This is a genomic window from Chryseobacterium sp. Bi04, from assembly GCF_918698085.1.
In the GTDB taxonomy this organism is placed as follows: Bacteria; Bacteroidota; Bacteroidia; order Flavobacteriales; family Weeksellaceae; genus Chryseobacterium.
Map to the genome: position 1 here is coordinate 139,106 of NZ_CAKKLP010000008.1, position 13,878 is coordinate 152,983.

The 13,878-nt window shown below is 36.1% G+C and carries 11 protein-coding genes; 5 read left to right on the forward strand and 6 right to left on the reverse strand.

All coding sequences use genetic code 11. The features are described 5' to 3' along the window. Positions 1-5: 5 nt before the first annotated feature. Entirely contained in the window at positions 6-1,256 is a 1,251-nt protein-coding gene (locus LQV47_RS13985; protein WP_230037857.1) for a CinA family nicotinamide mononucleotide deamidase-related protein, read from the reverse strand. 115 nt (positions 1,257-1,371) lie between these two features. Between LQV47_RS13985 and LQV47_RS13990 the strand changes: the two genes are divergently transcribed. Beyond that, the gene (locus tag LQV47_RS13990; protein ID WP_230037859.1) at positions 1,372-1,845 is read left to right on the forward strand and encodes a hypothetical protein; all 474 of its coding nucleotides are present in this window, start codon (positions 1,372-1,374) and stop codon (positions 1,843-1,845) included. 36 nt (positions 1,846-1,881) lie between these two features. On the opposite strand, the gene LQV47_RS13995 is transcribed toward LQV47_RS13990, so the two are convergent. From LQV47_RS13995 to LQV47_RS14005, 3 genes are all read right to left on the reverse strand, one after another. Further along, a complete protein-coding gene (locus LQV47_RS13995) occupies positions 1,882-2,424 on the reverse strand; it encodes a lipocalin family protein (protein ID WP_230037861.1) in 543 nt (180 codons plus the stop codon). A gap of 73 nt (positions 2,425-2,497) precedes the next feature. Continuing rightward, a complete protein-coding gene (locus tag LQV47_RS14000; RefSeq protein ID WP_230037863.1) occupies positions 2,498-3,232 on the reverse strand; it encodes a LytTR family DNA-binding domain-containing protein in 735 nt (244 codons plus the stop codon). A gap of 167 nt (positions 3,233-3,399) precedes the next feature. Next, positions 3,400-5,184: a histidine kinase gene (locus tag LQV47_RS14005; RefSeq protein ID WP_230037865.1), complete on the reverse strand. Its 1,785-nt coding sequence runs from the start codon at positions 5,182-5,184 to the stop codon at positions 3,400-3,402. Between the two features lie 192 nt (positions 5,185-5,376). Here LQV47_RS14005 and LQV47_RS14010 point away from each other — a divergent pair, with 192 nt between their 5' ends. The 3 genes from LQV47_RS14010 to LQV47_RS14020 all read left to right on the forward strand — a co-directional run bounded on the left by LQV47_RS14010 (position 5,377) and on the right by LQV47_RS14020 (position 9,771). Further along, on the forward strand, positions 5,377-7,128 hold the full coding sequence (locus LQV47_RS14010; RefSeq protein ID WP_230037867.1) for an amidohydrolase family protein: 1,752 nt from the start codon (positions 5,377-5,379) through the stop codon (positions 7,126-7,128). Between the two features lie 213 nt (positions 7,129-7,341). Next, a complete protein-coding gene (locus tag LQV47_RS14015) occupies positions 7,342-8,016 on the forward strand; it encodes an SIMPL domain-containing protein (protein WP_230037869.1) in 675 nt (224 codons plus the stop codon). 153 nt (positions 8,017-8,169) lie between these two features. After that, complete coding sequence (locus tag LQV47_RS14020) at positions 8,170-9,771, forward strand: DUF4139 domain-containing protein (protein ID WP_230037871.1); 1,602 nt, start codon at positions 8,170-8,172, stop codon at positions 9,769-9,771. A 958-nt stretch (positions 9,772-10,729) separates the two neighbouring features. On the opposite strand, the gene LQV47_RS14025 is transcribed toward LQV47_RS14020, so the two are convergent. Further along, positions 10,730-11,935: an FAD-binding oxidoreductase gene (locus LQV47_RS14025; protein ID WP_230037873.1), complete on the reverse strand. Its 1,206-nt coding sequence runs from the start codon at positions 11,933-11,935 to the stop codon at positions 10,730-10,732. A gap of 117 nt (positions 11,936-12,052) precedes the next feature. Here LQV47_RS14025 and LQV47_RS14030 point away from each other — a divergent pair, with 117 nt between their 5' ends. Beyond that, positions 12,053-12,433 (forward strand): STAS/SEC14 domain-containing protein, encoded by a 381-nt coding sequence (locus LQV47_RS14030; RefSeq protein WP_230037875.1) that lies wholly within the window; start codon positions 12,053-12,055, stop codon positions 12,431-12,433. Positions 12,434-12,503: 70 nt separating this feature from the next. Here the strand turns inward: LQV47_RS14030 and LQV47_RS14035 are convergent, their stop codons facing one another. Then, positions 12,504-13,700, reverse strand: coding sequence for an MFS transporter (locus tag LQV47_RS14035; RefSeq protein WP_230037877.1), 1,197 nt, complete (start codon positions 13,698-13,700; stop codon positions 12,504-12,506). Between the last annotated feature and the right edge of the window lie 178 nt (positions 13,701-13,878).

Sequence of the window (13,878 nt, forward strand, 5' to 3'; positions counted from 1 at the left end):
ATCTATTAAGAATTTACTAAAAGACTTACCAAATCCTGGATAACCTTTTGAGAAACGAAATCCATAAAATCCACTCTCTCCAGATGTGGCATATATAATTTAGAAGTTACCTCCTGATCATTAATCCTGATGGTATAGAAAACGGTTCCTACTTCTTTACCGTCTTCACCTTTTCCCGGACCTGCAACACCGGTTGTAGAAAGAGAGATATGGCTGTCAAATAATTTCTGAACACCTTCTGCCATTTCCTGTGCTACCTGTTCACTGACTACCGTAAATTGGTCTATCGTTTCCTGAGAAACATTTAAAATCTTCACTTTTTTCTCTGTGGCATAGGCTACTACCCCACCAAGAAAGTATTTTGAACTTCCGGAGACGGAAGTAATCATTTTAGCAAGCCCGCCTCCTGTGCAGCTTTCTGCAGTAGAAATCGTCAGTTTTCTATCAGTAAGCATTTCCGCCAGGATATTTTCAATTTTATCTTCAGATGTTGCAATAACATGATCTTTTATCAGTGGAAGCAGCTTCTGGATTTCCTCTTCAGTCTGCTGTTTCAGAAAATCTTCGTTATCACCGGATGCTGTAAGCCTAAGTTTAACCCGTGTTCCCACCGGAAGATAAGACAGGGCTATATTTTCAGGAAGAGCAAGTTCCCAGTTTTCAATGGTATCAGCCAGGATACTTTCAGGGATTCCGACCACGGAAACAATGCGGCTATGGATATAATTAAGGTTAAATTTTTCCTGTAAATAAGGGATAATCTGGTCTTTGATGAGTGGTTTCACTTCATAAGGAACCCCCGGAAGGCTGTAGCATAGTTTTCCGTTCTGTTCCATCATCATGCAGGGTGCTGTCCCATAATGATTTTGAAATACAACAGATTTTGTGGGAACAAAAGCCTGCTCTTTATTCCTTTCAAGGATATCCTGTCTTCCTCTTCTTTCCATATATTCTTTCAGATGGTTAAAAGTAACCTCATCCAGGGCAATTTCATCATTAAAAAATTCAGCCAGTGCTTTTTTGGTTTTATCATCTCTGGTGGGTCCCAGTCCGCCGGTTGTAATGATTAAGTCTCCAAGCTCCAAGGCGATTGCAAGTGTATTTTTAATGGTTTCAATTTCGTCCGAAATTGTAAATATCTGAGAAACTTTAATACCTATATTTTTAAGTTCAGAGGCAATAAAATTAGAATTGGTATCTATTGTATTTCCGGAAAGGATTTCATCCCCAATAGTAATCAGAACAGCTTTTTCCATAGATCAGTTTGTTGAAAAAATTCTCCTGCAAATGACGGAAAAATCTATGGCTGCGGCAACATAAAATGATTTTTTCTATTTTTGATGTCGATTATTTAAAACTATAATTAAAATTATGTCTAAATACGATGACGCCTCATGGCATTATGGCGGTGATTTTCCTGAGGAGCTTCCTGAAAAAAATGGAGCTACCCATACGGGAATGTTCCTGAACTGGTGTATTAACAATGATCTTATTTCTGATGATTTAAAAGAAGATGGTAAAGAAGAAATTGAAAAACTAAAACGAAGAGAAATTACAGGTGCTGAGTTTATTATGGATTCCTGTGAAGGTAAATTTTCTGAGTATGACCTGAATGAATTGGGAAATAGTTTTGCAAAAGATTACTATGCAGATGATACTGATTTTGGGAACAGATTCAGCTCATTTGCCGATGACTATGTTAATATTTTTGATGCGAAGGCTGAAGAGAATGATTATGAATATGAAACGTTTTATCATATTGAAGATACTTACGAAAACTACGATCTGATGAGGCTGGTTATTGATCATCGTTTTGAAGAGTGGAAAGAGTATTCTAAAAAATAAGAGAAAAGGGCCAGTCAGATGATTGGTCCTTATTATTTATTGATTATGTTTCACCCAGATAAGTTCGTCTGTATTATATCCTAATTTCTTTGCTTTTTCTATGAATCTTTGGCGCATACTTTCAGGAATGTTAGGCGTTCTGGATAAAATCCAGAGGTATTTTAAACTGCTTCCTGCCACCAGGGCATACTGATATTCTTCATCAATATCAATCACATTATAGCCGGCCCAAAACGGCTTAAAGAATGCCACTTTCAGCCTGGCCTCTGTTTTATCTTTTACAAATCTGGCTTCACCAATGGCTTCTTTCCATTCTTTTTTCACGTAATTATAGCCCTTATTGTTTACCCTTACTGTTCCATCCAGATTTTCTGAATATTCTGCGGTGACATTATCCATATCCCTTTCGAAACGGTAATCAAAACGGGCTATTTCATACCATCTTCCGAGATATTTTTTGATATCAAAATTCTTTACCACTTTAGCTCCTGTGGGAACTCCCACCGAATAGGAATTAAAAATGATCAATCCGAGTGCTCCCAGTGAAACGGGAAGTATAATTTTGTGAAGAGTTTTCATAACAGAAAATTTTGCGTGGTTCTTATAAAAACTTCAAAAATAATGCCTTTACGCTGTTAAAGATTGGTAAATTCTATGAAAAAACTTTCAGAAAACCATCTTTAAAACTACCGGAAACTTCAATCTCCGTATCATCAGAAAGCATTACTGTTCCACTTTTATGATAAGATTTTACAAAATCTGTATTGATAATATGGGAGCGGTGCACTCTTACAAAAGGGTTTTCCAGCAAATCATCAAAATGTTTTAAAAAACGGCAAACCATTTTTTTGGAACCATCAGTAAGATATACCTGAGTAAAATTACCATCTGCCTGAAGCCGGACAATATCCTCCGTTTTCACCACATCAAAGCCTTGTAAGGTGGGAAGTATAAGCTGCTGTTTTTCGGGTTTCAGCTTTAAGTTTTCAAGCAGAATTTTATTCCTGTTGAGCTCATCTTTTTTCTCAAGGCTCTCCACAACTTTGTTGACTGCCAGAATGAGCTCCTGGATATCAATAGGTTTTAAAATATAATAACTTGCCGATTTATTTAAAGCCTGTAATGAATACTGTGAGAATGCTGTAATGAAAATGGTTTCATAGGAAAATTCTTTAGTTGCTTCCAGAACATCGAAAGCATTTCCAAAAGGCATCTCTACGTCTAAAAACACCAATTGTGGTTGTTTTTCCGCAATCAGGGGAACCGCTTGTTTTATATTTTCTGCTTCGCCAAGAATTTCCACCTGCGGACAATACTTAGTAATATAATTTCTCAGCACTTCTCTGGCTATGAGTTCATCGTCTACGATTACGGCTTTTATTTTCATAGGATAGGTTTTTTAATAGGCAACAGCTAGTAGGTGGCAGGTAATAATTTGAAGATCACAACCGGAATTGTTTATTCGTTTTTAAATTTTAATGTTTAGTATGTAGTTTTTGTACAGTTCCGGAGCATAGAGAAAACAATGTTAATAAATACTTCATGTCAATGCATTTACATGAGGTTAATTTTTATAGTCACCAGCACTCCACTGCTATTCTCTTTGTCTTTTACACTACAGGTTATATTTTTTTTATACAGGTCATTCAGCAGCTGTATTCTTTCCAGTGTGTTTTTCATTCCTCTGCCTTCTCTTGTTTTTTGATGCTCGGTTTTCTGTTTTTTACTTTCTTCAATTCCTATTCCATTATCTTCAATAGTCACCTTTACATATTGCTCTACTTTTTCAAAATTCAGTTTTAAAAATCCTTTTTCAGTTCTGTAGCGCAATCCGTGCCAGATCGCATTTTCAAGAAATGGCTGTACAAGCATTCCGGGTACCAGCTGGCTTTGTACATTCAGATTCTCATCTATATCAACTTCATAATCAAATTTGTCTGCAAACCGTGTTTTTTCCAGGGCAAGATAGTTCTGAAGAAGATCCAGCTCCTGTTGGAACGGGATAAAATCTTCTGTAGAGTTTTCCATTACCCCCCGCATCAGCTTAGAGAATTTTGTCAGATACTGGTTGGCTTCCAGTTCGTTATTGGTGGCTATAAAATGATTAACGCTGTTCAGGCTATTAAAAATAAAATGAGGATTCATTTCTCTTCTTAGCGACTGAAGGGCAATCTTCTTATTTTTGGTCTGAACTTTTTTCAGGGTCCTGAAAATAAAAATGATCAGGCCTGTCAACAGGATCAAAGCTCCAATCAGACCATAATTGAAAACATTTTTCTTGCGGATCAGCTCATCTTTCAGTTCTCTTTCTTTTTCGAGCTGAGAAATCCGCTGTTCTGTATCTTCCAGAATTTTATTGTCTACCAGACTTCTGTCTTTGGAAACCAGATCAGGAAGTTTTCCTAAAAAGTCTCTGTACAACGACACTGAAGCATCTGTATTTCCTGCTATATTGTAAAGGCTGTCCAGTTTTTTCACACTTTTTTGTGCTTCCAGTGTATGTCCTTTATCTAAAGCAATACCATAGGCATTTTTCAATAAGGCAACAGCCTCCTCTGTATCGTTCTTTTTTATATAAATATCTGCCAGTTCCTGAATCTGATTAACTTTCTCCTGAGAATCATCTTTTACGAAGTCTTCTTTCATCACCTTCTTTTTGGCCGCTATCGCTTTATCAAAATTTTTATTTTCAACATACAGATTCGCCAGCTTCTGATTAATTTCCAATGCCTGTTGTGGAGCCTCTTTTTTTGAAATCTTATAAGCAGCATTCAGGTTATCTTCAGCTTTAGAGACCTCATTCCGTTGTATATTGACATCTGCTAACTGGCTATATCCTTCTGCTAAACCGGTCTGCTCTTTTTCTTTTCTGATGAGATTGATATTACTCTGGATAGCTTCAGTCTTTTGCTCAGGTGTAGGAGAAGAAAGTCTGGCCACATCATTGGAATTAACGGCTCTGCTTTTTTCAGAATACCCCACTTGTGCTGCCATACTGTAATTGCTGATAGCGGGTGATATTTTATTCTGCTTTTCCTGAGACTGGGCTAATCTTCGGGTTACTTTTTCAATATTGGGTTTATCGTTAACCTTTTCATAGATCTTTTTAGCTTTTGTATAGTATTCTTCGCTTTTCGGAAAGTTTCCGTCATTGAAAAATGTTTCCCCAATATTATAGTAAGAATCAGCCTGAGCAGGTTCATTTTGGGTATCAATAGCTTTTTTCAGCTTCCTGGTTTCTACCTGAACTTCTTCCACAGCCTTAGTACTGCTTTGAGAATAGGTGCTATTTCCCAAAATCATTAGTAAAAGGATCGTAAAAAGTCTAAGTATTTTCATAAAACAAAGATATACATATATATAGTCTGCTCAAAAACTATTCACCAAGCGAAGCTGCCCGTTCACCAAGTTGAGTCCTCTAAGAAAAATCAATACCTCCAGGACTTCAATCTTCATAAAAAACACAAAACATTATATTTCAAATCAATAAGGCTTTATTATATTTGTATCCTCACCTCACTGTATAATATCATGAAAAAATTTCAAATAGCATTAGCTGTTATTCTGTGTTTCAACAGTATCCGGGCTCAGATCTATATTCAAAATGTAACCGTCGCAGATGTAATTCATAAGAAAATGATTCCCGCTCAGACGATCATTATGAATAATGGAAAGATTACCAAAATAAAACCAAGCAAACAGATTAAAATACCCCAGAATTCACACGTCATCAATGGTGAAGGTAAATATCTGATTCCGGGAATGACAGATGCCCATATCCATTTTTTTCAAAGCGGAAGTTTATATACAAGACCTGATGCACTTGATTTGAGAAAACATGTTCCGTATGAGGAAGAGATCAGCTGGGGACATGATAATATGGAAAACCTTCTTCAGTATTATCTTAAAGCCGGGATAACTTCTGTGATTGATCCCGGGGCTACCTACAATTTTCTTCTTCTCAGGGATTCTTTACAAAAGAATAAAAGATTACCCACGGTCTATATGTCCGGACCTCTTATTACCACCTATGAGCCTGAAGTTTTTAAAAACCTCAGTAAAGATGAACCTTTCAAACTGGCTCTCACGGCGGAAGAAGCCAGAAAATGGGTACAGGAACAGCTTCCTTATAAACCGGACTTTATCAAGATATGGTATATTGTTTTGGGAGATGCCAAAAAAAAGAAAGAGGAAGCCCAAAAACTGGAACCTGTAATAAAGGCTACTATTGAAGAAGCCCACAAAAACAATCTTAAAGTAGCAGTACATGCTACAGAACGTTTTACAGCAGAAACAGCAGTGATGAACGGTGCTAATTATCTTGTTCATAATATAGAAGATGAAGTGGTTTCGGATGATTTTGTAAAACTTTTACAGTCTAAAAAAGTGATCCTATGCCCTACCCTCACCGTAATGGACAATTATTACGACACCTATGCACAGAAGAAAAATTATAATACCTATGAACTTGAGCATTCCAATCCGAAAAGTATTGGTTCTATGTATGATTTAAAGCATCTGAAAGATACCTCAGATTCTGCAATGATAAAGAAATATAAACTAAGATTCAATTCTCCTCAGATAAAGGCTTATGTTTCAAAAACAGATTCTATCAGGAGAATTAATCTGAAGAAACTGACCGATGGCGGAGTAACGATTGCTGCCGGTACAGATGCCGGAAATATTGGAACCCAGCATGGCACTTCTTTTATCAACGAACTTAAAGCTATGAAGGAAAGTGGTATGAACAGCTGGCAGCTTCTACAGTCGGCAACCATCAATCCGGCTAAAATTCTTAATAAAGAAGCTCAATATGGCAGTATAGAAGAAGGAAAAGTTGCAGATCTTATTCTGTTGAATGCCAACCCTATTGAAAACCTGGAAAACCTTACCCAGATTGATACTGTTATCAAAAACGGACAGCCCCTGAATCCCAATACAATACCGGAAACAACAAATGAAACATTGGTTCAGCAACAGGTAAATGGCTATAATGCCAGAAATATAGATGCCTTTCTGGAACCTTATGCAGAAGATGTGGAGCTGTATTCATTTCCTTCCAAACTATTAAGCAAGGGAAAAGAAGCGATGAGAAAGAGCTATGAGAAATTATTTGCCAATCATCCTGACCTTCATTGTGAAGTCAGACAGAGAATCACCAACCTAAATACCATTATTGATAGAGAAAGTGTTTCCGGGGTAAAACCGAATAAAAAGATAGAAGCTACCGCTATTTACGAGATCAAAAATAATAAAATAGCAAAGGTTTATTTTCTGTATTAATTTAATTTCATTCTAATAAGGAAGCTTATTATGAGCTAAAATAATAATTTAGCAGCTTAGTCTTTTTAAAGCAGTCTTATGTAGAGATTGCTTTTTTGTACCCGTTCACCAAGTGAAAGTTCCTTTTCACCAAGTCTTCCGGTTTTCAGTTTCAGATCTCCCTAATTTTACTTCAGAATTTAAAATTATTTACAATTTAAAAAACAGGAAATTATGAAATTGAAACATTTTTTATTAATCGGAATTTTAACTTTGGGGAGCTTTGTAAACGCTCAGGAAGTAAAGAAAAACGCAATTGAAGTAACCGGTGTTGCCGAAATGGAGATAGAACCCGATGAAATCATTTTCAGTATCGGAATAAAGGCAGACAACAAAAATGAACTGGCAGACAATGAAAAGAAATTGTTTGAAACCTTAAAGAATGCCGGAGTAAAGAATGAAGACATCAAATTTAAATCGATGTATCAGAATATATACTCTAAAACGGCCAAGTTCACTAAAAGCTATCAGTTTAAAGCCAATACAAAATCAAACATCAGTAAGATTTTTGAAGACCTCAATCAGAAATGGGTAAGCAGCCTGAATATTGCAGAGGTAAAGAATACCAAGATTGCAGATTTCAGAAAAACAGTAAAAATCAATGCCTTAAAAGCAGCCAAAGAAAAGGCAGATTACCTGTTGGAAAGTATGGGTAAAAAAACAGGAAATGCTATTGAAATTATAGAAATAGAAGATTATACCAGTGATACTATAATGCCTGTTGCCTATAAAGGGAGAATGAACAGTGTACAAATGGAGATGGCAGATGCTGCGGTAGATTATTCTTTTGATAATATTGAAAACATCAAACTGAAATACAGTATCAAAACAAGATACGAAATCCTTTAAAAATAACAGATGTAAGAAAGCAGCCTCAAAAGGGCTGTTTTTCTTTTTTATGCTTTATCAGATTTACCAAGTGAAACCTGCATTTCACCAAGTCTCCCGAATTTCAGCCTTAAATAGCGATAATTTTACTCTAGAAATTCAAAATAATAAACGATGAAACGTTATTTTTTACTATTAATGACATTTTCAGTTGCCTTTTTAAAAGCACAGGAAATAAAGAAAGAAATTGATGTAAAGCAGGCTACCGTATTTCTACAAGGGGCAAAAGTCTTTGGAAATACTAATGTGAGCCTTCAAAAAGGAATCAATAAGGTAAGAATTATCAATCTTCCCAATAATCTGGATGAGAATACGTATAAAATCAATCTTGAAAAAAATACAACACTTCTTTCCATTACGCCCCAAAATAATTTTTTGAAAGATGATGAGCTGTCTGATGGTGAAAAGAAGCTGGAAGATGACAGAAAAAAACTTCAGCGACAGGTGAACCTTTTGAATATTCAGGTGAAAAATCTGACGGGAGAACAGAATATCATCAATGATAACTTAAAAGTATCAGCTAATGATAAATCTACTCCTCAGGAACAGCTTGTTAAGCTCACTGAGTTTTACAGAAAGCGAATGCTGGAAATTGACAACCAGGTCTTTTTACTGAATGAGCAGAAAGAAGTTCTCGACGAAAGTACTGCCAAGCTTAATAAACAGTCTGCTGAAGAGCAAACACACAAAAATACCAACAGAAAAGAGCTTCTGCTTGAAATTCTTGCTGATTATGACACCAGTCTGAATTTAGGGGTAAGCTATATTGTTTCAGATGCCGGCTGGATCCCTTCTTATGATCTGCGTGCAGAATCTGTAAAAAAGCCTCTTGAAATGATCTATAAAGGAAAAATTTATCAGAAGACCGGCCAGGACTGGAAAAACATCAAGCTGTTTGTCTCCACCTATAGACCGTCCTATAACCAAAACAGACCTATTTTATCTCCATTGTATGTTGCTGAATATACGCCTTACAATCCTCAGATAGAAGTAGCAGGTTATCAAATTAAACAAGAGGCTGCTGCAGTAAATGCCTACCAGATGAGAGCAGATAAAGCGATAACACCAAGCCAGGTTCCTATAGCTTCTGTTTCTGACAGCCAAATGAATGTGATTTATGAACTTAATTACAATCAGACTATTGTAAGTCAGGAAAAAGAACAGTATGTTATCCTTGATAAAAAGCAGATTGATGCCACTTACAAATACCATACGGTTCCGAAAGTAAACAACCAGGTATTCCTGATGGCTTTTGTGAAAAACTGGCAGCAGCTCAACCTTATTACGGGAGAGGCAAACATCTATTTTGACGATAATTATATTGGAAAAACAACCATCACCAGCAATTATGTAAAAGATGAATTCCCAATTTCTCTGGGTGTAGATGAAAGAATTATGGTAAAAAGGAGTAAACTGGAAGATAAAACATCCCAAAAAGCAATGAATTCTAATAAATGGGAAACAGAATCTTATCAGATCAGCATCCGAAACAACACCAAAGAAAGTATTGAACTGGAAATTCTCGATCAACTGCCGATCAGTGAGAATTCTAAAATTTCTGTTAAGGCAATAGATACCGGAGGCGGAAGTCTTGATGAAAAAACAGGAAGTATTCTCTGGAACAAAAACATCAGCTCGGGAGGTTCGGAAAAAATCAACTTCTCGTATGAAGTAAAGTATCCGAAAGATATGCATATCCAATATTACAGCAGATAACTTTAAAACCGATGGCTCAATTTTAGTCATCGGTTTTTTTATAAACAGTTTACTTTACTATAACCACAAAAGGCACAAAAGCTTTTAAACACTTAAGTTTATTTTAAATGACAAGCTTTGCGTGTAGAAGTGCACTTAAGTTTTTGAAAATCTGTGATTTTCATGGATATCATAATGAATATTATAATGGAAGACGTGATATTCCTCTCTTCCGGAAGGATGACCAAAATTCAAAGAATTTTTGACGGCCTGGTTAAAACTACACTCACAAAATTAATTTAAAGAGTTATTAAACAGTCTGTTTGTCATTCCGCAGGAATCTCCACAACGTATTTGCTTTACATCATCTAGATTCCTTCTGAATGACAAAGATTACACTCTAGCCACAATAGAAGATTCAACTTAGTTAAAAGGCACAAAAGCTTTTAAACACTTAAGATTATTTTAAGTGACAAGCTTTGCGTATAGAAGTGCACTTAAGTTTTGAAAATCTGTGATTTTCATGGATATCATGATGAATATTACAATAATAGGAGACGTGATATTCCCTGCTCCGGAGGGTGGCGAAAATTCAAAGAATTTTTGACGGCCTGGTTAAAATTACACTCACAAAATTAATTTAAAGAGTTATTAAACAGTCTGTTTGTCATTCCGCAGGAATCTCCACAACGTATTTGCTTTACATCATCTAGATTCCTTCTGAATGACAAAGATTACACTCTAGTCACAATAGAAGATTCAACGTAGTTAAAAGTCACAAAAGATTTTGAACACTTAAGATTTATTTTAAGTGACAGGCTTTGCGTATAGAAGTGCACTTAAGTTTTTGAAAATCTGTGATTTTCATGGATATCATGATGAATATTATAATGGAAGACGTGATATTCCTCTCTTCCGGAAGGTGGCGAAAATTCAAAGAATTTTTGACGGCGTGGTCTTACAACAACTTACCTCCTCATTACCTTCCAAATTTAAAATAACGCGATAGGACATGTTTCTTATTTTTCATAAACAACGAAGCCATTTCCATTCCTGTTACGGAAAAGGTAATTCCATTTCCACCAAAACCCAGAACAAAATATGAATTTTTAAATTTTTTATGTTCTCCTATATAAGGAAGTCCGTCTTTAGTTTCCCCAAAAGTTCCCGCCCAAACGAAATCGGGATAAAAATGATAATCCGGCTTTATTTTCTTTAGGGTTTTCAGTATTTCTTTTTCCTTTTTATCTAATAGGGCATCTCTTTTCTCTGCATTATAAAAGTCTTCATCTCCTCCTCCTATTAAGAGCCTTCCATCATCGGTAGTTCTCATATACAGATAAGGGTTATCAGTATTCCAAACTAGTGTATTGCTGATATTTTTAAATTTATCTGTATCAATTTCTGAAACAACAGCGTAGGTACTTTTCAGGTTTACAAAATTTTCTTTTAACAGGTTTTTACTTTCATAACCAATACAGTAGATAATTTTCTTTGCTTTGATCTGAAATCCACTATCGACAGTCACCAGGTTAAACCCTTTATGATAGTCTACTTTTGTCATCCCGGTCTTATCGAAAATTTTCAATCCTTTCTTTATATTATGTCTGAATAATTCATGAGCAAATCGAAAAGCATCGATACTGGCACCCTGTCTGGATATAATTCCGCCATAAGTATTTTCAAATCCAAATTGGTTCAACACCTGTTCTCCGTCCAGCCATTTCACTTCAAAACCTGCATTCTTTCTGGCTTTACACTCTTTTTTAAGCCATTCGGTATCTTTTTTTCTGGACGCAAAATACAGTGATTTTTTCCGTTTGAATCCTGCATCAGATTTTATTAATGCTGAAAGCATCTCAATGGTATCAATAGCATCAGAGCAGGCTTTGTAACTTAAAACCGCAGCCTTTTCTCCTATCTTTTCCTGTAATTCAAAAAGAGGAATATCTATTTCGTACTGCAGCATGGAGGTAGTAGCTGAGGTACTTCCGTTACACAGTTCCCTTTTATCAATAAGAATTGTATCATATCCATCTCTTACCATCTGATGGGCAATAAGGCTTCCTGTAATTCCGCCACCAATGATAAGTACATCACATTTTTCATCTGATTTCAGAGAGAGATAAGAGGCGACAAGTCCATTCTTTAAAAGCCAAAAAGGTTCGTTAGATTTGAGATCCATATTTATATTTTACATTAAAAATAACAATATTTACAGGAATTTTAACAACTTATTGGCAACTTATGGTTTAATTATTGTAGTTGCCTTTAAAATCAAACCACCATAAAATATTTTACTATGATAACAATTATTCCAGAAGCTCCGGAAAATGTTGCTGCATTCAATGCAACGGGAGAAGTAACGAGAGAGGATTTTGAAAGACTGGTAATTCCGCATGTAAAAGAAAAAGTAGATCAATTTGGCGAGCTTAATTATTTACTGTACCTGGATACTGATCTGGATAAATTTACCATAGGTGCATGGCTTGAAGATGCTCTTTTAGGATTAAAAAACCTTACCAAATGGAACCGTACAGCTATTGTCACAGACAAGGAAGGTGTACAGAATTTTACAGACATTTTCAGTGTCGTTATGCCGGGAGAGTTTAAATCTTTCCCAAAAGAAAACTTATACAATGCGCTCTACTGGTGTAAAAACGGAAATGAGGTAGAGGTATAAACCTATTTACAAAAAAAAGCTGTTTCCCTATGGAAGCAGCTTTTTGTATAGAGAATAAAATCTTTTCTTTTTATTTGTCACATGAAACACATTCTGTAACAGTTTCTTCAGTAGATGGTTTACCGTACAAATACATATATCTTACGCTTACCACAACACCTATAAAGGTCATTCCGACCCCTACCAGAGCTGGATAATTGAAAGGCAGCCCATATTCTAATGGAATTCCTCCAAAAAAAGCTCCCATAGCATTGGCAATATTAAAGCCGGCCTGCATAAAAGCGGCAGCCATCATTTCGCTATTGGGTGCTGCTTTCATCATCATGATATTGATAGGTGAAGCAATAGACATTGACAGTGCTCCACACATGAACGTAAGTATAAGAGCAATATTCTGATGTTCAGAAAGGAAAAATACTCCTGTAAGAGAGATCATCATCAGAAAAATCAGTAATGCGCAGGTTTTCTCCGGACCAAGCTTATCTGAAACCACACCGCCCACAAGGTTGCCCACTACCATTCCGGCTCCGGCAAGAACCATTACATAGGCCATCTGACTGCTTTGGATCCCCGAAACTACTGTCATTAAAGGAGTAATGTAACTAAGCCATGTAAAAAGGCCTCCAAATCCAATTGCTGTAATGGTAAGCACCAGCCACGCCTGTTTATTCTTCAGGAATTTCAGTTCTTCCAGGAAATGGGTATTCTGATTGGATTCCATCGCAGGAAGCCACAGTTTTAAAAACAATATAGCAAAAAGCCCAATCACGGCTACAATTGCAAAATACAGCCTCCAATGGAATGTATGCCCAATATACGTCACCAGAGGAACCATGACGAGGTTTGCAACGGTAAGCCCTGTAAACATCATGGATATATAAAATGCTTCTTTGCCCTTTCCTGCCATTTTAGCTGCCACTACTGTTCCCACTCCGAAGAATGCCCCATGAGGAAGTCCGGACATGAATCTTATGATCAGCATAGAGGTATAGTTTGGAGCAATAGCAGAAAGCCCGTTAAATAAAGTAAACAGGATCATAAAAGCCATCAGTACCTTTTTTGGAGGAAATTTCACCGAGTATCCGATAAGAATAGGTGCACCAATTACCACACCCATTGCATAAGCAGAAATTAAATGTCCTGTTTGAGGAATCGTAATCTCCAATGTCTTTGCAATATCCGGCAGCAATCCCATCACCGTAAACTCTGTAGTTCCTATTCCTAATCCACCTATGGCCAGCGGGATTATCCTTTTATCAATCTTCATTATATGTTCTTTTTTCTGATTTTATTTTTTATAAATTAAAAATGATAATCACCTTTACTTATGAAAGTGCAAAAATCGAAAGAAATATTGAATTTCACTGCTCTTGAAATGATAAAAATTTGCTCCATATTAACCTTTTTGTTTAATTTTAAATTCAGAAACAATCAAATCAGAACAA